The 20895-nt window shown below is 64.5% G+C and carries 16 protein-coding genes and 1 tRNA gene; 12 read left to right on the forward strand and 5 right to left on the reverse strand.

What is annotated here, in order from left to right:
• The first annotated feature begins 5 nt into the window (after positions 1-5).
• From tsaE to trxA, 6 genes are all read left to right on the forward strand, one after another.
• Entirely contained in the window at positions 6-449 is a 444-nt protein-coding gene (gene tsaE, locus SCLO_RS04085) for a tRNA (adenosine(37)-N6)-threonylcarbamoyltransferase complex ATPase subunit type 1 TsaE (RefSeq protein ID WP_083948976.1), read from the forward strand.
• Positions 446-1432: an aminoglycoside phosphotransferase family protein gene (locus SCLO_RS04090; protein ID WP_066513953.1), complete on the forward strand. Its 987-nt coding sequence runs from the start codon at positions 446-448 to the stop codon at positions 1430-1432. The genes tsaE and SCLO_RS04090 overlap by 4 nt, the downstream gene beginning before the upstream one ends.
• Positions 1429-2139 (forward strand): nucleotidyltransferase family protein, encoded by a 711-nt coding sequence (locus SCLO_RS04095; protein WP_066513954.1) that lies wholly within the window; start codon positions 1429-1431, stop codon positions 2137-2139. The genes SCLO_RS04090 and SCLO_RS04095 overlap by 4 nt, the downstream gene beginning before the upstream one ends.
• Entirely contained in the window at positions 2132-5107 is a 2976-nt protein-coding gene (gene addB / locus SCLO_RS04100; RefSeq protein WP_066513955.1) for a double-strand break repair protein AddB, read from the forward strand. The genes SCLO_RS04095 and addB overlap by 8 nt, the downstream gene beginning before the upstream one ends.
• Positions 5088-8501 (forward strand): double-strand break repair helicase AddA, encoded by a 3414-nt coding sequence (gene addA / locus SCLO_RS04105; protein WP_066513956.1) that lies wholly within the window; start codon positions 5088-5090, stop codon positions 8499-8501. Before addB ends, addA begins: the two co-directional genes overlap by 20 nt.
• A 65-nt stretch (positions 8502-8566) precedes the next feature.
• Positions 8567-8887, forward strand: a complete 321-nt coding sequence (gene trxA, locus SCLO_RS04110) for a thioredoxin TrxA (RefSeq protein WP_066513961.1) — start codon at positions 8567-8569, stop codon at positions 8885-8887.
• A gap of 42 nt (positions 8888-8929) precedes the next feature.
• On the opposite strand, the gene SCLO_RS04115 is transcribed toward trxA, so the two are convergent.
• Genes SCLO_RS04115 through SCLO_RS23240 form a run of 3 tightly spaced genes read right to left on the reverse strand, consistent with a single transcriptional unit; the run spans position 8930 to position 11122 of the window.
• On the reverse strand, positions 8930-9691 hold the full coding sequence (locus SCLO_RS04115) for an inositol monophosphatase family protein (RefSeq protein ID WP_066514281.1): 762 nt from the start codon (positions 9689-9691) through the stop codon (positions 8930-8932).
• A 35-nt stretch (positions 9692-9726) separates the two neighbouring features.
• Positions 9727-10953, reverse strand: coding sequence for a bifunctional glutamate N-acetyltransferase/amino-acid acetyltransferase ArgJ (gene argJ, locus SCLO_RS04120; RefSeq protein ID WP_066513962.1), 1227 nt, complete (start codon positions 10951-10953; stop codon positions 9727-9729).
• Complete coding sequence (locus SCLO_RS23240; RefSeq protein ID WP_169800532.1) at positions 10946-11122, reverse strand: hypothetical protein; 177 nt, start codon at positions 11120-11122, stop codon at positions 10946-10948. Before SCLO_RS23240 ends, argJ begins: the two co-directional genes overlap by 8 nt.
• Between SCLO_RS23240 and secA the strand changes: the two genes are divergently transcribed.
• Positions 11121-13856, forward strand: coding sequence for a preprotein translocase subunit SecA (secA, locus tag SCLO_RS04125; protein WP_066513963.1), 2736 nt, complete (start codon positions 11121-11123; stop codon positions 13854-13856). The genes SCLO_RS23240 and secA overlap by 2 nt on opposite strands.
• 301 nt (positions 13857-14157) lie before the next feature.
• On the opposite strand, the gene SCLO_RS04130 is transcribed toward secA, so the two are convergent.
• Positions 14158-14724: a GNAT family N-acetyltransferase gene (locus tag SCLO_RS04130; RefSeq protein ID WP_066513965.1), complete on the reverse strand. Its 567-nt coding sequence runs from the start codon at positions 14722-14724 to the stop codon at positions 14158-14160.
• Between the two features lie 250 nt (positions 14725-14974).
• Positions 14975-15064 (reverse strand) — tRNA-Ser (locus tag SCLO_RS04135).
• A 321-nt stretch (positions 15065-15385) separates the two neighbouring features.
• Between SCLO_RS04135 and SCLO_RS04140 the strand changes: the two genes are divergently transcribed.
• From SCLO_RS04140 to metG, 5 genes are all read left to right on the forward strand, one after another.
• Positions 15386-16426, forward strand: a complete 1041-nt coding sequence (locus SCLO_RS04140; RefSeq protein WP_066513967.1) for a lytic murein transglycosylase — start codon at positions 15386-15388, stop codon at positions 16424-16426.
• Between the two features lie 92 nt (positions 16427-16518).
• Positions 16519-17682: a D-alanyl-D-alanine carboxypeptidase family protein gene (locus tag SCLO_RS04145; RefSeq protein WP_066513969.1), complete on the forward strand. Its 1164-nt coding sequence runs from the start codon at positions 16519-16521 to the stop codon at positions 17680-17682.
• Positions 17679-18305: a dTMP kinase gene (tmk, locus tag SCLO_RS04150; RefSeq protein ID WP_066513970.1), complete on the forward strand. Its 627-nt coding sequence runs from the start codon at positions 17679-17681 to the stop codon at positions 18303-18305. The genes SCLO_RS04145 and tmk overlap by 4 nt, the downstream gene beginning before the upstream one ends.
• Positions 18302-19273, forward strand: a complete 972-nt coding sequence (locus SCLO_RS04155) for an AAA family ATPase (RefSeq protein ID WP_066513971.1) — start codon at positions 18302-18304, stop codon at positions 19271-19273. Before tmk ends, SCLO_RS04155 begins: the two co-directional genes overlap by 4 nt.
• A gap of 57 nt (positions 19274-19330) precedes the next feature.
• Positions 19331-20893 (forward strand): methionine--tRNA ligase, encoded by a 1563-nt coding sequence (metG, locus tag SCLO_RS04160; RefSeq protein ID WP_066513972.1) that lies wholly within the window; start codon positions 19331-19333, stop codon positions 20891-20893.
• The last annotated feature ends 2 nt before the right edge of the window (positions 20894-20895 follow it).

Here is a 20895-nt window from a genome sequence, read left to right on the forward strand (position 1 = left end):
ATGTCATGATCCTGTCCGGCGAGGAAGCGATGCTGGACCTGGGGCGCGCCCTGGCCGGACATGTCCGCATCGGGGACGTGATCGCGCTGGAAGGCGGGCTGGGCGCGGGCAAGACGACCCTGACGCGCGGGCTGTTGGAGGCGTTGGGACTGGAAGGGGAAGCGCCCAGCCCGAGTTTCGCGCTGGTTCAGCCCTATGACGTGCCCGAAGTGCGGTTGCCGGTGACGCATGTCGACCTTTATCGGATCGACGATCCCGCCGAGATCGCGGAGCTGGCGCTGGACGATTATCTGATGGACAGCCTGCTCGTCATCGAATGGCCGGAGCGGCTGGGGGATGCGCTGTGGCGCCATGCGCTGCGGTTGCGCATAGATATCGCACCGGGCGGCGGTCGGCGCTTGACAGCGGAACTTCCCGAAGATTGGAAAGAGCGATGGCCACAGATATGATCCCGCCCGCCGCCGTTCCCGATTTCCTGATGCGCGCGGGATGGGGGAATGCGGCGATCGTTCCTTTGGCGGGCGACGCGTCGTTCCGGCGCTATTTCCGGGTGGTCGATGGGTCGCGCAGGGCGGTGCTGATGGACGCGCCGCCGCCGCATGAAGACCCGCGCCCGTTCATCGCCATAGCGGAGCATCTGCTGGGACAGGGCTTTGCGGCTCCGGCCATCTATGCCCGCGACCTGGAGGAAGGACTGGTCCTGCTGGAGGATTTCGGCGACCGGCGGGTCAAGGAATTTGTGGAGGACCATCCCGATCAGGAAGGGGAGGTCTATTCGCGCGCCATCCAGTTGCTGGCGGATTTGCATGGGCGTCGGGCGGCGGAGCTTCCGCCCTATGATCGCGCCGTTTATCAGCGCGAGGCAGGTCTGCTGACGGAATGGTATTGTCCGGCGGCGGGGATTGATGTGGACGCGGAAGCCTATATCCGGGCGTGGGATGTGGTTCTGCCGTTGGTCGAACAGTCGGCCAGTCCGGCCGTGACGGTGCTGCGCGATTATCATGCGGAAAATATCATGCTGATCGACCGCCCGGCGATGCATGGGCTGGGCCTCCTCGATTTTCAGGACGCGCTGGCGGGGCATCCGGCCTATGATCTGGTGTCGCTGTTGCAGGATGCGCGGCGCGACGTGTCGCCGGAGATGGAGGCGGCGATGCTGGCGCTTTACCGGGAGATGGCTTCTCCGCCCGCCGATTTCGATGCCGCCTATGCGGTGCTGGGGGCACAGCGCAACGCGAAGATCATCGGCATCTTCACGCGCCTGTGGAAGCGGGACGGGAAGCCGCGCTACCTGTCGTTCCTGCCGCGCATGTGGGGATTGCTGGAGCGGGATCTGGCGCATCCGGCGCTGGCGCCCGTCGCCGAGTGGTTCGCGGCGAATATTCCGGGGGAGAAGCGGCACGACGCGCTGGCGGAGTTCGCGCCCGCATGATCGATACCGCGATGCTGATGGCGGCGGGACTGGGCAAGCGGATGCGGCCCCTGACCGCGACCCGGCCCAAGCCATTGGTGAAGGTGGCGGGGCAGCCGTTGATGGATCATGCCTTGGATCGGCTGGAGGCGGGCGGCATCCGCAAGGTCGTGGTGAACGTCCATTATCTCGCCGATACGGTCGAGGCGCATCTGCGCGCGCGGCGGAGCGAGGCGGAGTTCCTGATTTCCGATGAGCGCGCCCTGCTGCTGGAAACGGGCGGGGGGTTGATGAAGGCGAGGTCCCTGCTGGGGGACAAGCCGTTCATCTGCGCCAATAGCGACAATCTGTGGATCGACGGGCCGCAGGAGACGCTGGGGGCGATGCAGGCGATCTGGGACCCCGCGCGGATGGATGCGCTGCTGCTGCTGGTGCCGCTGGCGCGGGCGCACTGCCATGGCGGACCGGGGGATTTTCACATGGATGCGATGGGGCAGCTGACGCGGCGCAAGCCCGCCCATGTCGCGCCCTTCGTGTTTACGGGGGTTCAGATCATGTCGCCCGCGCTGCTGGCCGATCCGCCTTCGGACGTGTTTTCGACCAACGTCTTCTGGAACCGGGCCATGGAGGCGGGACGGCTCTATGGCGTCTCGCATCAGGGATTGTGGTTCGACGTGGGCACACCGCGCGCGATACCCGTGGTGGAATCCATGCTGAGCCATGGGTGAGCGCAGCCGTCCCGCCCTGTTCAACATACCCGCGCACCGTTCCTTTGCCGATGCGCTGGTCACGGGCATATTGGCGCAGCATGGCGACGATCCGCTGACGCTGGCGCAGGGCATGGTCCTGCTGCCGAGCAACAGGGCGATCCGGGCGATCAGCGATGCCTTCGTGCGGAAATCGGGCGGCGGGTTGCTGCTGCCCCGGCTGGTGGCGCTGGGCGATGCGGAACTGGGCGAGCAGGTTGGCGGGGCGCTCGATCCGATGGGGGAACAGAATGCCATTCCGCCCGCCATAGGGGCGATGCAGCGGCAGATGATCCTGGCGCGGCTGGTTCAGCAGGCGTCGCCCCGGCCGGTGGATGCGGGACAGGCGCTTCAGCTGGGGCAGGCTTTGGGAGCGGTCCTGGACCAGATGCAGGTGGAGCGGCTGCCCGTCACGGCGCTGCGCGACATCCAGCTTTCCGATGCGCTGTCGGCGCATTGGCAGAGATCGCTCGACCTTTTCTCGATCCTTCTGGACCGCTGGCCGCGGGAGTTGGAGCGGCTGGGCTGTATCGACCTTGCCGAGCGGAGGAACCGGCTGTTCGACCGCGTTGCGGCGCGGTGGAAGGAAAGCCCGCCGGGACATTTCGTCGTCGTGGCGGGGGTGTCCACGGCGGCCCCGGCCATTGCGGGGCTGTTGCGGCGCATTGCGATCATGCCGGGCGGGTCGGTGGTGTTCGCGGGCCTGGATCAGCATATGGACGCGGACGCGTGGGAGGCGATCGGGCCTTTCGATCCCGATCCGGTGAGCGGGCGCGCCCCCGCCGGGCATGAAACACATCCCCAATATGGGCTGAAGCGGCTGCTCGACCGGATGAGCGCGACACGCGACGATGTGGCGCAATGGCGGTGGGGAAGCGAGCATGATGCGCGGGCGGTGCGGGGGCGCAATATCTCCAACGCGATGCTGCCGCCGCGCCTGACGACACGCTGGCGGGATTTGAAGACGGCGGATCGCTCGCTGGCGGGCGTGGAGGCGTTGGAGGTCGCCACCCCCGGCGAGGAAGCGCAGGCCATCGCCATCGCCTTGCGCGAGGCGTTGGAGACCAAGGGTAGGACAGCGGCGCTGGTGACGCCCGACCGGCAACTGGCGACCCGCGTGTCGGCGCATCTGAGACGCTGGAATATCGAGGCGGACGATTCCGCCGGCCAGCCGCTTTCCCGCCTGCCGCCCGGCACATTGCTGATCGCGATGGCGCAGGCGGTGGCGGAACGCTTTGCGCCGGTGGCATTGCTGGCCCTGCTCAAGCATCCGCTGGTGATGCGGGGCGAGGATCGCTTGCCATGGCTGGAGCAGGTGCGCGGGCTGGACCTGTTGTTGCGCGGTCCCCGGCCGCAGGCGGGGTTGCAGGGAGTGGACCTTCTGCTGGCTCCACCGGAGGGAGAGGATCGGCAGAGGGACTTGCGGGCGCGCATCGGGGCGTGGTGGCCACAGGCGCGGGCGCTGCTGGTGCCGCTGGAGGCAGCCTTTGCCGGGGCGCCCGATCTGGCCGCGCAACTGGCGGCCGTGCGGGAGCAGGCGGGATTGCTGTCGCGCGAGGCGGTCTGGGCGGGGCATCAGGGACGCGCCGCCGCCGATCTGTTCGCGGAGATGGAGGAATTTGCGGGCGATGGACCACGCGAGACCGATGTTCGTTCACTGCCCCTATTGCTGGATCATATGCTGGGTGGGGTCGCCGTGCGTCCGCCGCAAGGGGGGCACCCCCGCATCGCCATATTGGGGCTGATCGAAGCGCGGCTGATGCAGGCGGACTTCATGGTTCTGGGCGGCCTCAACGAGGGGGTGTGGCCGGGGATGCCCGCGCCCGATCCTTGGCTCGCGCCCAGCATCCGCAAGGAATTGGGGCTGCCGGGGCTGGAGACGCGCATCGGGCTGGCGGCGCATGATCTGGCGAGCGGGCTGGGCGCTCCGCAGGTTCTCATCACGCGGGCCCGGCGGGGGGCCGGAGGCCCGGCGGTGGCTTCGCGGTTCTGGCTACGGTTGAAGGCGATGGCCGGGCCGCAATGGAAATCGGCGGAGCGCTATGCCGATCTGGCCCGGAATATCGACCGGCCCACGCTCTTCGCGCCCGCCGAACGGCCAAGACCCGCTCCGGCGGTGTCCGCCCGGCCCAAGCTGGTGCCCGTCACCGATGTCGACCGGCTGAAGGCCGATCCCTATGCCTTCTATGCGCGGCGTATCCTTCGGCTGTCCCGGCTCGATCCGGTGGATGCCGATGCGGGGCCCGCCTGGCGCGGAACGGCGGTGCATGAAATCCTGCAACGCTGGGCGGAAGCAGGGACGCTCGATCCCACCGATCTGGAAAGCCGGGCGAGGACGATGTTCGAGCAGCCGGAGGTGCATCCGCTGCTGCGCGCCCTGTGGCAGCCGCGCCTGATGGAAGCCGTTCGCTGGATCGCGGCACAGGTGGTCAGGGACCGGGCGGACGGGCGCTCCATATTGGCGGTCGAGAGCGACGGCAGGACGGAAATCTCCGGCATCGTCCTGACCGGGAAAGCCGACCGCATCGACCGGATGCCGGATGGAACGCTGGCCATCGTCGACTACAAGACGGGCAAGCCGCCGAGCGCGAAACAGGTGAAGGCGGGCTTTGCGCTGCAACTGGGGCTGCTGGGGCTGATCGCCGAGCATGGCGGCTTTCCGGGCATCGAAGGACGGCAGATGGCGGGAAGCTTCGAATATTGGTCGCTGGCCAAGAAGGGTGATGCTTTCGGCTATCGGGAAAGCCCGGTCGATCCGCTGGGCAAGCGGGACAAGATCGTGACGGCCGATTTCACCAGCCATGTCTACGACCTGTTCGAGCAGACGGCGGCGGACTATCTGAACGGGACCAAGCCTTTCGAGGCGCAGGTCAATCCCGAAGTCGCCAATTACGGCGATTATGACCAGCTCATGCGGCTGGAGGAATGGTATGGCCGCGACGATGGCTAGGAAGGCCGATCCGCTTCAACCGCTCGCCGGGGAGCAGGCGCTGGCGGCGGCGCCGGATGCGCATGTGTGGCTGTCGGCGTCGGCGGGCACGGGCAAGACCCATGTGCTGACGGCGCGGGTTTTCCGCCTGCTGCTGCAAGGCGTGCGGCCGGAGAATATCCTCTGCCTCACCTTCACCAAGGCCGGTGCCGCCGAAATGGCGGATCGCATTCATGATAGGCTCGCGGCCTGGGTGCAGATGGAGGAAAGCGCCCTTTTCAACGATCTGGAGGCGCTGGGCGAGGAGCCTGGTCCCGAGATGCGGGATCGTGCGCGCCGCCTGTTCGCGGAGGTACTGGAATCGACCGGCGGCGGGCTGCGGATTCAGACGATCCATGGTTTTTGCCAGCAATTGCTGACGTCCTTCCCCCTGGAGGCGGGGCTGGCGCCCGGTTTCCGGCCTCTGGACCAGCGGGAGCAGTCGGCGCTGGCACGACAGGTTCTGGCCGATCTGGCCGTGGAGGCGGACGAGAAGGCGGATGGGATGCTGACCTCCGCCTTGCAGGCGCTCAGCCTGCGTTTGGGGGAAGCCGGAGCCGAGCAGTTCCTGCTGCGGAGCGCGGCGCGGCTGGATGATCTCAATGCGCTGGCGGAGGATATCGGTCCGTGGTTGCGGGGTGAACTGGGGCTGCCGGAGGGCGACGTCGATGACTGGCTGGCGCGGCAATGCGACGATGCGGTTTTCGACATGCGGGCGCTGGGGGCCATTGCCCAGGCCAATGCGGATTGGGCGACGGGGCGCGCTTTGGAGCGTTGCGACCGGATTGCGCGATGGCGGGCGCTGGCGCCGGCGGAGCGGGCGGCGGCGTTGCGCGATCTTCATGGCGCATGGGCGAAGGCGGATGGTGACATTATTTCCGCGAAGGGCTGGGTGCCGCCGGTCGACGGCTATCTGGAGACGGCGGCGCGCTTGCATGGGCGGTGCGCGGAACTGATCGGCGTCAAGGTGCTGGCGGACTATGCCGAATTGCTTGCAAAGGCCTTGCACGCCGGACGGGCCTATGCCCGCGCTTATGCCAGGGCGAAGGAGATTGCGGCGGCGGTGGATTTCGACGACCTGATCGCCCGTACCGCTGCGCTGCTGCAACAAGACGGGATCGCGGACTGGATACGGTACAAGCTGGACCAGCGCGTCGATCATATCCTGGTCGATGAAGCGCAGGACACCAATGTCATCCAGTGGCAGATCATCGGCGCGCTGGCGGCGGAGTTCTTCGCGGGCGAGGGTGCCAAGGGCGACCGGGTCCGCACCATCTTCACGGTCGGGGATTTCAAGCAGGCGATCTTCGGCTTTCAGGGGACCAGCCCCTTTGCCTTCGCTGCCGCGCGAAAGGCTTTCCAAGGACATGCGGAGGATGTGGCGCACCCCTTCCACAACCTGTCGCTCGACCGCAGTTTCCGGTCCACGCCCGCGATATTGGACGTGGTGGACCGCACCATCGCCACTTTGCAGGCTGAACGGCTGGGACTGGAGGACGAGGATGTGCGTCATGTCAGCGCCCATCGCTTTCCGGGCGAGGTGCTGTTGTGGAAGCCCATCGTCGCGGGCCTGAGCGACGATGCCGAAGGGGAGGAGGACTGGGCCGCCGATCAGGAGCGGGTGCTCGCGGCCCGGATCGCGCGGCAGATCCGGCAATGGCTGGACGACGGACTGATGCTGGAAAGCAAGGGGCGGCCCCTGCGTCCGGGCGACATCATGATCCTGGTCCGCCGCCGTAGCGAACTGGCGCGGCTGATCGTGGCCCGGCTCTATGAGGAGAAGGTGGCGGTCGCGGGAATCGACCGGCTGCGGTTGAACTCCCCACTGGCCGTGCGCGATCTGCTGGCGGCGCTGCGCTTTGCGGTGCAGCCGGAGGATGAACTGAATCTGGCGTCGCTGCTCGTTTCTCCCCTGATCGGCTGGAGTCAGGATGAATTGATGGCTCGGCTGATCGGACGGGATCGGAGGGTGGGATTGTGGCGTCATCTGACCGCGACGCTCGACGACGACCTGATCCGGCCCTTACGCGATTTGCTGGCAGGCGCGGATTTCACGACGCCTTATCGCTATCTGGAAGCGATCCTTTCCGGGCCGATGGATGGGCGGCGGCGGCTGATCGAGCGATTGGGCGCGGAAGCCGCCGATCCGATAGAGGAATTGCTGAACGCGGCACTGGCGTTCGAGATGGACGATTATCCATCGCTGCAACGCTTCATCGACTGGTTCGATCGGGGCGAGGTGGAGATCGTTCGCGACGCCGCCGCTCAGGGCGATGCCCTGCGCCTGCTCACGGTCCACGGGGCGAAGGGTTTGCAGGCGCCTGTCGTCATCCTGGCCGATGCCTGCCTCGATCCGGATGCCGGGAACAGGGCGGACACGCTGCAATGGAATGGCCTGCCGATCCTGCCGCCTCGCAAGGAGGAACGGAAGGGGCCGATCGGGCAGGTGGCCGAGGACGCCGTCTCCGCTGATCGGGAGGAGCATTGGCGGCTGCTTTATGTGGCTTTGACCCGTGCGGAGGAGCGGCTGGTGGTGGCCGGGTCGCTCGGGCCGCGCGCGAAGGGAGAGGTGAAGGCCGAAAGCTGGTTTGGCGCGGTAGAGAATGCGCTGATCTCGCTGGAGGCGGAGTGGGAGGCCGATCCGCTATGGGGCGCAACGCGGCGTTGGCGCGGCAGGGAAACGCTGCCGCCCAGACCCTTGCAGGCGGTCGATGAGGAGAAGAAAGCGATTGCCGACGAGCCGCCGGACTGGCTGCATCGGCCCGCGCCGGTCGAGGCGCGTCCGCCGCGCCCGCTCGCGCCTTCCGCGTCGGTGGAGGATGACATGCCCTATCCGCCGCCCAGTCCGGCCATGCGGGCGGCCGCGGAAAGAGGGCGATGGCTCCATGCCCTGTTCCAGCGGCTTCCCGATATCGCGCCCGAAAAACGCCGCGAAAGCGCGGAGCGTTGGCTGGAACAGCAGGGCGCGTCGGATGCCTTGCTGCGGCGGGAGATTGTCGACCATGCCTTGCAGGTGATCGAGGAACCGGGTTTTGCCGCGCTGTTCGGGCCGGGGTCGCTGGCTGAAGCGCCCATTGCCGCCGTGGTCGGGGAAGCGGTCATCGCGGGCACGGTGGATCGGCTCTGCATCGGCGAGGATATGGTCCAGTTGGTCGATTTCAAGACGGGGCGGATCGCGCCTCTCTCCCTGGAAGAGGTGCCGGCGGCCCATGTCAGGCAGATGGCGGCCTATGTCGCCGCGTTGCGGGTGATCTTTCCGATGCGGCGGATCGAAGCGGGGTTGCTCTATACCAGCGCGCCGCGCCTCCTGTCCCTGCCATCGGATTTGCTGGAGGCCAACAAGCCGGGCTTTGCGGGGGCACAGGACAATTTGTGAGGCCCCCCGTTGAGCCGGGGCCTTCCCCGCCCTAGATTGCAAGTCAATTCGAGGAGAATCCCAAAATGGCCACCAAGGCGGTAACCGACAGCAGTTTCCAGAATGACGTCCTGTCTTCCGACAAGCCCGTGCTCGTCGATTTCTGGGCCGAATGGTGCGGGCCATGCAAGATGATCGGCCCGGCCCTGGAAGAGATTTCGGACGAATTGGCGGACAAGGTGACGATCGCCAAGATCAACATCGACGAAAATCCCGATGCCCCGGGCCGCTATGGCGTGCGCGGCATCCCGACCATGATCCTGTTCAAGAATGGCGAGGCCGCCGCGACGAAGGTGGGCGCCGCGCCCAAGAGCGCGCTCAAGGGCTGGATCGAAAGCGTCCTTTGAATTTCCGGGCGGCCGGCCCTGCGCCGGTCGCCTCTTGCTCCGTCAGCGGAAAAGGGTTTCCGCCGCCACGTCCCAGAGACGCGGCGACGATGCGCCCAGAAGCCCGGGCCTCTGGTCTCCCACCTGATAGGATGACCCGTCGAGCCTTCGACAAAGCCCCCCCGCTTCGTTGAGGAAGAGCGTCCCCGCGGCATGATCCCATGGCAGGGTGCGGGAAAAGACGGATATGTCATTCTGTCCCAGGACGAGCCGGGGATATTGTTCGGCGGCGCAGCGGGGAATGTCGACGAGGGTGAACTTGTCGGTGGAGCGGCTTTGTATGTCCGCTCTTTCCTCCGGCGTCATGAAATAGACGGCCAGCGCGGCGACGGGCAGATCGGCCCCGCTCTCCCGCGCCTGGACGGGTTCGCCGTCGATCCGGCTTCCGCCGCCCAGCGCGGCGTGGCAGAGCCGCGAGGTCAGGGGATCGAATATCCATCCGGCCAATGTCGTTCCCGCATCCGCCAGCGCGATCATGATGCCGAACGGGGGCTTGCCCGCCGCGAAATTGCCGGTTCCGTCAATGGGATCGATGATCCAGTTCAACCCGTTGCCAGCGCGCTCCAATATGGCGGGGTCCGCCGCGCAGGCTTCTTCGCCGATGATCGAAGCTTCCGGGAGGATCGCGGCCAGCCCTGCCGCCAGCCGCAGTTCGCTTTCCTTGTCGGCGATGGTGACGAAATCGTCCGCCGCCTTCTCGCTGATCTCATGGGCGGCGAGGTTCCTGTAGCGCGGCATCACGATATCGCGCCCGACCTGCCGCATGAGCGCGGCGACAGGCTCAAGCAAGCCGGCGACGGTCAACTGCGATAGTCCGCGTTGATGGAGATGTAGCCATGCGTCAGGTCGCAGGTCCAGACGGTCGCCCGCCCGTTGCCCAAGCCCAGATCGACCCCGATGCGGATGTCCTGCCCCTTGAGGTGGGCGGCGACCGGCGCTTCGTCATAGCCCTCCACCGCCAGTCCGCCTGTGGCAACCTGGGTCGAACCGAAGCGGATGGAAAGGCGGTCGCGATCCGCAGGCTCCCCGGCCTTGCCCACGGCCATGACGATCCGGCCCCAATTCGCGTCCTCGCCCGCGATCGCCGTCTTCACCAGAGGCGAATTGGCGATGGAAAGCGCGATCCGGTGGGCGCTGGCGTCGCTTTCGGCGCCTTCGACGGTGATCTCGATGAACTTGGACGCGCCTTCGCCGTCGCACACGACCAGATGGGCCAGCTGGCGGCAAAGGTCGGTCAGCGCGGCCTGAAAAGCATCCGCGCCGGGATCGTCCATCGAGGCGAGGGGCGCGTTGCCCGCCTTGCCGGTGGCGAAGGCCAGGACCGTGTCGCTGGTCGACGTGTCGCTGTCCACCGTGATGCAGGAGAAGGTCTGGCGGTTGGCGGCCGACAGCATGGATTGCAGCAGGCCCGGTGCGATGGCGGCGTCGGTGAAGATATAGCCCAGCATCGTCGCCATGTCGGGCGCGATCATGCCGGAGCCCTTGACGATGCCCACCAGGTCCACCCGCTGACCGCCGATCATGGCGGAGGCATGGGCGCCCTTGGGATAGGTGTCGGTGGTGCCGATGGTCTGCGCGGCCTCTTCCCAGCTACAGGCGGGAGCGGCGAAGGCGGCTTCCAGCCCCGCTTCGGCCTTTTCGACCGGCAGGGGCACGCCGATGACGCCGGTCGACGACACGAAAATGTCGGACGGCTTGCAATCGAGGCGATTGGCGACTTTCGCGGCGATGGCCTCCACCGCCGCGCGGCCGCGATGCCCGGTGAAGGCATTGGCGTTGCCCGCATTCACCACCAGCGCCCTGGCCTCACCCAATGGAATGGCGTCGCGGCACCATTCGACCTCCGGCGAGGGGCATTTGCTTTGCGTGGTGACGCCCGCGACTGCCGTGCCCTCGCTCAATTCCACATAGGTGAGATCACAGCGGTCCCATTCCTTGTATCGCGCGCGGGCGACGCGCGGGACCACGCCCGCGATGGATGGCAGCGGCGGAAACGCGGAAGGCGCAAGGGGAGAGCGTTCAGTCATGCTTGCCGATTAGCGCAATCGCCAAGGCCGTCAACGGCGATATGTTTCTTCCCTTTTCCCGCGCCGCACTTTGATTGACTAAAGTCCACACGCTCCCTAAATCGCGGCGCATGTTTGCGTGCGCTTCCTTTCGGGAAGCGGGCGTCCCTTCATTGTCAGGAATTTCCATGTTCGGCGCACTCGCCAAGTCCATCTTCGGATCGTCCAACGACCGCTACGTCAAGTCGCTGGGCAAGACCGTCGACCAGATCGCGTCCTTCGAGCCCGCGATCTCGGCCATGAGCGATGAGGAACTGGTGGCGCAGACGGTGAAATTCCGGCAGCAACTGGCGGAAGGCGCGACGCTGGACGACCTGCTGCCCGAAGCCTTTGCGACGGTGCGGGAAGCGGCCAAGCGGACGCTCGGCCAGCGTCATTATGACGTGCAGATGATCGGCGGCATCGTCCTCCATCGCGGCGAGATCGCGGAAATGCGGACGGGCGAGGGCAAGACGCTCGTCGCCACGCTGGCGACCTATCTCAACGCGCTGGAAGGGAAGGGCGTTCATGTCGTCACCGTCAACGACTATCTGGCGTCGCGCGACTGCGAGTGGATGGGGCAGGTCTATCGCTTCCTGGGGCTGACGACGGGCGTCATCGTCCCCAATCTGAGCGAGGACCAGCGGCGCGAAGCCTATAATGCCGACATCACCTATGCGACGAACAACGAACTGGGCTTCGATTATCTGCGCGACAATATGAAATATGATCGCGCGTCCATGGTGCAGCGCCCGTTCAATTTCGCCATCGTCGACGAGGTGGACTCGATCCTGATCGACGAGGCGCGCACCCCTCTCATCATTTCCGGCCCTACGGACGACAAGTCGGAACTGTATATTTCGGTCGACGCGGTCGTGAAGCAGCTCGTCGATGCCGACTATGAGAAGGACGAGAAACAGCGCACGGTCACGCTGACCGAAGAGGGCACGGAAAAGATCGAGCGGATGCTGGAGGCGGCCGGGCTGTTGCAGGGCGCCAATCTCTACGACTTCGAGAATACCGCCGTCGTCCATCATGTGAATCAGGCGCTGCGGGCCAATGTGATGTTCCGCCGCGACATCGATTATATCGTGAAGGACGGCAAGGTCGTCATCATCGACGAGTTCACCGGCCGCATGATGGATGGCCGCCGCTGGTCCGACGGGCTGCATCAGGCGGTGGAGGCCAAGGAAGGCGTCAATATCGAGCCGGAGAACCAGACGCTAGCCTCCATCACCTTCCAGAATTATTTCCGCATGTATCCCAAGCTGGCGGGCATGACCGGCACGGCCGCGACGGAAGCGACGGAATTCTTCGAAATCTACAAGATGAACGTGGTCACCATCCCGACCAACCGCCCGGTGCAGCGCGTGGATGAGGAAGACACCTTCTACAAGAATCTGGAGGACAAGTTCCGGGGAATCGCCCGGACGATCAAGGAACATGCGGAACAGGGCCAGCCCGTGCTGGTTGGCACCGTCTCCATCGAAAAGTCCGAAATGCTGTCCGAATTCCTGAATCAGGAAGGGGTGAAGCACGCCGTGCTGAACGCTCGCTTCCACGAACATGAAGCGCATATCGTGGCGCAGGCCGGGCGCAAGGGCGCGGTCACCATCGCCACCAACATGGCGGGACGCGGCACCGACATCAAATTGGGCGGCAACCTGGAAATGCGCGTCGAGGACGAGCTTCGCGACATGCCGGAAGGCCCGGAGCGCGACGCCGCCATCGCCCGCATCGACGCGGAGATCGAAGCGGAAAAGGCCGAAGTGCTCGCGGCCGGCGGCCTGTTCGTGCTCGCGACGGAACGGCATGAAAGCCGCCGCATCGACAACCAGCTTCGCGGCCGTTCGGGCCGCCAGGGCGATCCGGGCCTGTCGCGCTTCTACCTCAGCCTTGACGACGACCTGATGCGCATCTTCGGGCCGGACACGATGTTCGCGAAGATGATCCGGTCGAATCTGGAGGATGGAGAGGCCCTGCCACCCTCCAAATGGCTGAGCAAGGCCATCGAAACGGCGCAGCGCAAGGTCGAGGCGCGCAATTACGACATCCGCAAGCAGGTCGTCGAATATGACGACGTGATGAACGACCAGCGCAAGGTCATCTACGAACAGCGCGCCGACATCATGGACGCCGATACGGTCGACGATGTGGTCACCGACATGCGGCATGAGACGGTCAACGATCTGGTTGGCGCCTCCTGCCCCCCCGGCACCTATCCCGAACAGTGGAACATGGCGCGCCTGAAGGAACGGACTGCGGAAATTCTGGGCATCGAACCGGATTTCGACGCATGGCTCGCCGAGGATGCGGTCGATCCGGAAATGATCGAGGAACGGCTTGTCGCGCTGGCCGACGAGGCGGTTGCGGAGAAAATCAAGGAGATCGACGTCGCCGACTGGCACATGATCGAAAAGAGCATCCTGCTCCAGAGCCTCGACCATCACTGGAAGGAGCATCTTTCCACATTGGACGCGCTCCGTCAGGTCGTGCATCTGCGCGCTTATGCCCAGAAAACGCCGATCAACGAGTATAAGCAGGAAGCCTTTGCCCTGTTCGAGCGGATGCTGGGCAACATCCGGGAAGATGTGACCGGCTCCATCGCCCGCGTCCAGTTCCGTCTGGATCAGGCGCCGATGCCGGAGTTCGACCTTCCCGTGCTCCCCGATTTCATCACCACGCACATCGATCCTTTTTCCGGCGAGGATAATAGCGCGGACATCGATGCGGGGCAGACGGGCGGCATCACGACCACCATTCCGCGTCCCCCCGTCGGCAATGCCGAAGCGGGCGAGTTCACGAACCTGAACATCAGCCGGAATGCGCCTTGTCCCTGCGGTTCCGGGCAGAAGTACAAGCATTGCCACGGGGCGCTGGCCTGACGAGCGGACGGCAGGGCGTCTTCGAAGTCGGGAAGAAACCGACGGGAGCATCGCCGACCATATGTCCATCGGCTGCGGCGCTCCGTGATAGCGGAAGCGCGCCTAAGGACATCAATGCCTGCATGAAGTGAAGCGCGAAATCGGGGCGAGTGGGGGATTGCGGGCCGAAGCCGATGAACCGGAGAACTACAGCTACGCTATAGCCCTCTAAATTGAGGAAAAAGCGAATGGCTACGATGGGGTGGAGAACAGAGCGGCGGCTTTTGCTTGCGATCATGCTGAAGCCGACATCTCTGGCGATCTAACGTTGAGCCCACTCACGCAGCAGAATCGCGTATTGCATGGTGTTTTCGTAGACAGGATTCCCGGTGCTGTCGTTTTGGAACGTCACATACTCCAGGAACAAGCCCTCTTGTCTCATACCAAGCTTTTCGCAAAGCCGCCGAGACGAGGTGTTGTGGTCCTCCACATAAGCGTAGATGCGCCTTATCCTTTGACGCGTGAATAAATCAGCGCACAAGGCGTGAGCCGCTTCGAATGCGTAGCCTCGGCCACTGAAGAGAGGATTGAAATTCCAACCCACGGAAACCGTGTCGGGTTGCTGAGGATTTTCCTGGTCATCTGACCAAGCGGGATCGTAATGAACGAATAGGTCGCCTATGAGTTGACCGGTTTCCTTGAGGCAAACCGCGATATACTCATCTTCGCCAGAGCGTTTCAGAACCTCGGCTTCAGCCGCCTTCAGGTCTGCGAGCTTGAGCGAAAAGAAGCAACTCGCAGATGGCTTTTGCAGGTAGGCAAACAAAGCCTCCGCATCACCCACGCGAAAATTCCTGATAGTCAGACGATCGGTTTGGATCGTTTTCAACGGCTCACTTCCTAATATCAGACTTCAGAAATAGTCTGCGGTCATGGTCGCTTCCCTGACACGCTCGCAAGGACCGCTTTATGGCAATGTTGGATTGATTCCAATAACCGCAACGGGGTCAAAAGTCGCCGTAACGCAGGCCTTGTAGATTTATCGGGCTATCGCGCAGAATCGGCCGTTTTGCTGGCCGATTGGTGGGCGTGTGGTTATCGGCGGCAATATCGCGCCATGGAGGGCAATCGGCGGTGTTTGGCGGAAGAGGTGGGATTCGAACCCACGGACGGGTTGCCCCGTCGCTGGTTTTCAAGACCAGTCCCTTAAACCACTCGGGCACTCTTCCATACCGATTCAGCGGCGCGGCTAGAAATCTGCTAGACGGCGGCATTGCCGCAACCTTTAGCCATTTCCCGACCCGCCATTAAGCGATTCTAACTACACCCCTTTTTCGCCGGTCCACACTGCTGAGCGCCGAAACCCCCGTTAGCTTTCAAGACCGCTGCCTTAAACCACTCGGCGACCTGTCCGTGGCTCGCTTCCTAGCGGACGTGGCGCGATTGCCAAGCGCAAAAAGCGGCTGCGCGACCACGCTTTGTCCCGATGGGGTAATAAGGGGATTCACCTGATGCCTTCCCTGTGCCAGAAAAGGGGCAGGGAGATTCTGATGCGTCCGTCCATCCTTTCACTTATCATCGGCTTAGCCGTCATGGCCGTTGGCCCGACCGTAGCGCCAGCCGCCGCCCAAGGTCAGGACGATACGGCGTTTCGCGCCTATCTCGAAAGCTTGCGTCCGAAGGCGCGTGCCATGGGTATTCGCGACGGAACATTGTCGGGTGTGTTCTCGACCCTCACGCCTAATCCCCGCGTGGTGCAACTGGACCAGAATCAGCCCGGCGGCGGCGCCTATTCCCCGATTCCGGCCTTTGAGCCATATCGCGTGAAGCATGTGGATGCCGCGCGGATCAACCGGGGACGCATCGCTTATCAAGCCAACCGCGCCCGTCTTGCGCGCATCGAGGCCGAGACGGGCGTGCCCGAAGAGATCATGGTCGCGATCTATGGCCATGAAACCAACTATGGTTCCTATACCGGCGACTTCGACCTGATCCGTTCGCTCGCGACGCTGGCATGGGAGGGGCGGCGGCGCACCCTGTTCGAGCCAGAATTGCTGGCGACATTGAAGATGCTGGACAATGGCGTGCCGCGCAGCCGCCTGGTCGGCAGCTGGGCGGGCGCCACGGGCTATCCCCAATTCCTGCCGTCGGTCTATCTGCGGCTGGCCAAGGACGGCGACGGCGACGGCAAGGCGGACATCTGGAGCAGCGAAGCCGATGCGCTGGCTTCCATCGCCAATTATTTCGTGCATGCGGGATGGCGCAAGGGCCAGCCCTGGGGCGTGGCGGTGTCCGTACCGGCAGGCTTCAATCGTGCGGCGGTCGCGGCGCGGACGGCGCCGGCCCGTTGCCCCCGCGTGTTCAACAGGCATAGCCGATGGCTCAGCATGGCGGAATGGCGGCGCATGGGGATCGTCCCGTCGAGGGCCGGTTGGCCGGCCGATCATGTGATGGCGACGCTGCTGGAACCCGATGGCCCGGGAAAGACGGCCTATCTGTTGACCAGCAATTACCGGGCGATCCTGGATTATAACTGTTCGAATTTCTATGCCCTGTCAGTTGGCTTGCTGGCGGATGCGGTCCGGCAATGACCCGGCCCGCGCAGGGCTTTGAGAACGCGCCGATCATGGCTAATGATGTCCGCCATTCCCCCCTTTGATTCCATCCCAGCGAAGGCAGCTTCATGAACAAATCCGTCGCAGCGATCCTTTTCGTCGGCCTGCTCGCTTCACCTCTGACCGCGGCCGCGCCGCCTTATACCAGCGAAGCACCGATCGCTTATCTGAAGGATCTGTCGTCGGGCGCCGTCCTCTATGACAAGGGCGGGGAAACGCGGATTCCGCCTGCGTCCATGGCGAAGATGATGACGGCGCACGTCGCCTTTCGCCTGATCCAGAAGGGCGAGTTGAAGCTCGATACCAAGTTCACGGTGCGGCCCGAGACGTGGAAGCAGTGGCATGGTCCGCAGGCCGGTTCCACCATGTTCCTGTCCGCGGGAGAGCAGGTGTCGGTGGAAGACCTGCTGCACGGTATCGTGACGCTTTCGGGCAATGACGCCTGCGTCGTGCTGGCGGAGGGTATTGCCGGCACGGAGCAGGCTTTCGTCGCCCTGATGAATCAGGAAGGGGCTCGTCTGGGCCTCAAGAACAGCCATTTCGGGACCAGCAATGGCTGGCCGGACGAAGGCGTCACCTATGTGACGGCCGAGGATCTGGCGAAGCTGGCGCAGGCCACGATCGAGGAAACGCCGGACCTTTACAAGAAGTTCTACGCGACCAGATCCTTCACCTGGGGCAAGACCATGGGTGGCCGGGATATAGAGCAGGGCAACCGCAATCCGATATTGGGGAAGGTCGCGGGGGCGGACGGCCTCAAGACCGGGCATACGCAGGAAGCCGGATTCGGCTTTACGGGATCGGCCGAGCAGGACGGGCGACGCCTTGTCATGGTCGTCGCCGGGCTGCCGACCTATAATGGCCGGATCGCCGAATCCGTCCGGTTCATGGATTGGGGCTTCAAGGCATGGAAGGCGCAGCCGCTTTTCAAGCAGGGCCAGACCGTCGAAACCGCCGAAGTCCAGTTGGGAAGCGCGACCAGCGTTCCCCTGGTGGCGCCGCAGAACATGGCCGTGACGCTGCCGCGCACCGCTTCCACCAACATCAACGTGAAGGTGGCCTATACAGGGCCGATCAAGGCGCCGATCAGGAAGGGCGACAGGATCGCCGAGCTTATCGTTTCGACGCCGGACACGCCGCCGCAGATCATGCCGCTGGTCGCGGGCGAGGATGTGAGTGAGGCAGGCATCTTCGGACGGCTCTGGAACGGCCTGAAATCGCTGTTCGGGTGACAGCTGCGCGTTTCATTACGCTGGAAGGCGGCGAGGGCGCAGGCAAATCGACCCAGTTGCGCGCGCTGGCGGCGGCCCTGCGCGCGCGCGGGCTGGAGGTCGTGGAAACGCGCGAGCCGGGCGGAAGTCCCGGCGCGGAGGCTATTCGCGACCTGGTGCTGACGGGAAGCGCGGATCGCTGGTCGCCGCGGGCTGAAGCCTTGCTGTTCGCGGCGGCGCGGACGGATCATGTGGAAAGGACCATTCGGCCGGCGCTGCAACGTGGCGCGTGGGTGGTGTCGGATCGCTTTCTCGACAGCAGCCGGGCCTATCAGGGCATGGGCGAATTGACGGACGAGGACATATTGACGCTGCACCGCATCGGCAGCGGCGGTTTCATGCCCGATCGCACTTTCGTGCTGACATTGCCGGACGCGGAGGCCGAAAGCCGCGCTCATATTCGCGACGGCGGCGACAGCGACCGCATCGGGGGACGCGACAGCGCATTCCATCACCGGGTGACCCAAATGTTCAGCCGCTTCGCCGCGATGGAGGGGGACCGTGTTCGCGCCATTGACGCATCCGGTGATGCGCAGGCGGTAACGGCGCGCCTGCTTGAGGGACTGGACGACCTGTTGCCATGACATTCCCCCTTGGCCATGACGCGCAGGCCCGCTTGCTGCTGGAGGCGGCGAGGGGCGGGCGGATGCATCATGCGTGGATATTGTCGGGGCCGAGCGGCATCGGCAAAGCTCGCTTCGCGCGGGCCATGGCCATGCGGCTGCTGGCGGAAGCCGCCGGGCCGCCCATCGACGGGCAGGAGTTCGACGTTCCGGAGGAGCATCCCATCCGGGCTTTGCTGGAAGCCCATGCGCATCCGGACTATGCCGAACTGGCGCTGCTCGAAAAGGACGGCGCCCTCGCACGCAATATCAGCGTGGATCAGATACGCGGGCTTCAGCGGCTGATCCAGTCCGCGCCCTCGCTGTCGGCGCGCCGCGTCGTCGTCATCGACAGCGCCGACGATCTGGAACGGAGCGCGGCGAACGCCCTGCTCAAGAATCTGGAGGAACCGCCGGCCGATATGCTGTTCCTGCTGGTTTCCCATGCGCCGGGACGGCTGTTGCCGACCATTCGATCCCGCTGCCGCACCTTGCGCTTCGATCCGCTCAGCGACGAGATGATGCGGGTGGCGCTATCCCGGTCGGATGCCAGGCCCAAGCCCGAGGAGATCGAAACCCTCCTTGCCGTGGGCGAAGGATCGCCGGGCAGGGCATTGCGCTATGCCGGGCTCAACCTGGACGAGATCGAGGACATATTGCGCTCCATCGCCGTTCAGGGCGACGGGGACAATCGGCAGCGTCTGGCGCTCGCGAAGATGCTGTCCGGCAAGGCCGCCCGTCCGCGATATGAGGCTTTTCTCGAACGAGCGCCCGCGTTCATCGCCCAGGCGGCGCGGGGGCGGGAAGGGGCGGCTTTGGGCAAGGCGCTGGATCATTGGGAAGCGGCCCGGCATCTGGCGGGCGGGGCGGTGATCCTGTCGCTGGAACCGGGCGCCGTGGTTTTCGAGATTGCGGGGCATGTCGCGTCCCTCGCATCCGGGGGACGCTGACGCGCGGAGCGGAAAAGCGGGCTTTCCGCGACGGGCAACACTCGCTAGGGAAGGCGCATGTCGCAGCCCTATACCATCACCACCGCCATCAGCTATCCCAATGGCCGCCCCCATATCGGCCATGCCTATGAGGTGATCGCCACCGACGCGATCGCCCGGTTCCAGCGGATGATGGGCCGCGACGTCTTCTTTCAGACAGGCACGGACGAGCATGGCCTGAAAATGGCCCAGACGGCGCGCGGCCGCGGCATGGAGCCGCGCGACCTGGCGAACGAAATGTCAGGATATTTCAAGGATATGAACGACAGGCTGAATATCAGCTATGATCGCTTCATCCGCACCAGCGAGCCGGACCATCACCGCGCCAGCCAGGCCATCTGGCAGGCGATGGAGGCCAATGGCGACCTTTATCTTGGCCGCTATGAAGGTTGGTATTCGGTTCGCGACGAAGCCTTTTACGACGAGAAGGAATTGAGTGAGGGAGAGGGGGGGCAGAAACTCTCGCCGCAGGGCACGCCCGTCGAATGGACCGTGGAGGAAAGCTGGTTCTTCCGCCTGTCCGCCTATCAGCAGAAACTGCTCGACCTTTATGACAGCCAGCCCGATTTCATTCAGCCTGACAGCCGCCGTAACGAGATCATGCGCTTCGTGGAGGGCGGTCTGTCCGATCTTTCCATTTCACGCACCAGCTTCGATTGGGGCGTGAAGGTTCCGGGTAGCGACGGGCATGTCATGTATGTGTGGGTGGATGCGCTGACCAACTATCTGACCGGGTGCGGCTATCCGGACGATGCCGGGCGCATGGCGCGCTACTGGTCCGAAGGCGGCGATATAACGCATATCATCGGCAAGGATATCGTGCGTTTTCATACGGTTTATTGGCCGGCCTTCCTGATGAGCGCGAAGATTCCCCTGCCCAGGCAGGTGTTCGGCCACGGCTTTCTTCTCAACCGGGGGGAAAAGATGTCGAAATCGCTGGGCAATGTCGCGGACCCGATGGAACTGGCGGAACGTTTCGGCGTCGATCAGCTGCGTTATTTCCTGCTGTCCGAAGTCACATTCGGCAATGACGGCAGCTATAGCGCGGAGGCCATTGTCGCGCGCTCCAACAGCGACCTCGCCAATAGCTTCGGCAATCTCGCCCAGCGGACGTTGAGTTTCATTGCGAAGAATCTCGATGGCCGGCTGCCGGAACCAGCGCCGTCGGATGAAGATAAGGAACTTCTGAGGTCCATATCGGAAGCCACTGATATTTTTAAGAAAGCTATGGCCGATCTCGCGCCGTCGGTGGCGATCGAGGCGTGGATGCGCGCCGTCTTCGCTTGCAATGCCTATATCGACGCGCAGGCGCCATGGGCTTTGCGGAAGACCGATCCGTCGCGGATGGAAGCCGTTCTCGCCACGCTTTATGAAGCCATCGCCCACCTTGCCATCATGATCCAGCCCGTCATTCCGGCGAGCGCATCGGCCCTGCTGGAGCAGATGGGCCTGGACGAGAACCGACGCGATTATGATGCGATCGGGACCGATTGGTATGCGGCCCTGCGTGCTTCGGGCTTTACGCTGGCCCCTCCCAGGCCGCTATTCCCCCGTTTGGAACTGACGGAAGCGGACGCCTGACG

The sequence above is a fragment of the Sphingobium cloacae genome (assembly GCF_002355855.1).
Taxonomy (GTDB): Bacteria; Pseudomonadota; Alphaproteobacteria; order Sphingomonadales; family Sphingomonadaceae; genus Sphingobium; species Sphingobium cloacae.

Coding starts and splice junctions, on each gene's coding strand:
- SCLO_RS04095 (WP_066513954.1), top strand. CDS start 1,429: ATGATCGATACCGCGATGCTGATGGCGGCGGGACTGGGCAAGCGGATG.
- SCLO_RS23240 (WP_169800532.1), bottom strand. CDS start 11,122: ATGGAAATTCCTGACAATGAAGGGACGCCCGCTTCCCGAAAGGAAGCG.
- addA (WP_066513956.1), top strand. CDS start 5,088: ATGGCCGCGACGATGGCTAGGAAGGCCGATCCGCTTCAACCGCTCGCC.
- SCLO_RS04155 (WP_066513971.1), top strand. CDS start 18,302: ATGACATTCCCCCTTGGCCATGACGCGCAGGCCCGCTTGCTGCTGGAG.
- argJ (WP_066513962.1), bottom strand. CDS start 10,953: ATGACTGAACGCTCTCCCCTTGCGCCTTCCGCGTTTCCGCCGCTGCCA.
- SCLO_RS04090 (WP_066513953.1), top strand. CDS start 446: ATGATCCCGCCCGCCGCCGTTCCCGATTTCCTGATGCGCGCGGGATGG.
- SCLO_RS04145 (WP_066513969.1), top strand. CDS start 16,519: ATGAACAAATCCGTCGCAGCGATCCTTTTCGTCGGCCTGCTCGCTTCA.
- SCLO_RS04115 (WP_066514281.1), bottom strand. CDS start 9,691: ATGCGGCAGGTCGGGCGCGATATCGTGATGCCGCGCTACAGGAACCTC.
- secA (WP_066513963.1), top strand. CDS start 11,121: ATGTTCGGCGCACTCGCCAAGTCCATCTTCGGATCGTCCAACGACCGC.
- metG (WP_066513972.1), top strand. CDS start 19,331: ATGTCGCAGCCCTATACCATCACCACCGCCATCAGCTATCCCAATGGC.
- trxA (WP_066513961.1), top strand. CDS start 8,567: ATGGCCACCAAGGCGGTAACCGACAGCAGTTTCCAGAATGACGTCCTG.
- addB (WP_066513955.1), top strand. CDS start 2,132: ATGGGTGAGCGCAGCCGTCCCGCCCTGTTCAACATACCCGCGCACCGT.
- SCLO_RS04140 (WP_066513967.1), top strand. CDS start 15,386: ATGCGTCCGTCCATCCTTTCACTTATCATCGGCTTAGCCGTCATGGCC.
- tsaE (WP_083948976.1), top strand. CDS start 6: ATGATCCTGTCCGGCGAGGAAGCGATGCTGGACCTGGGGCGCGCCCTG.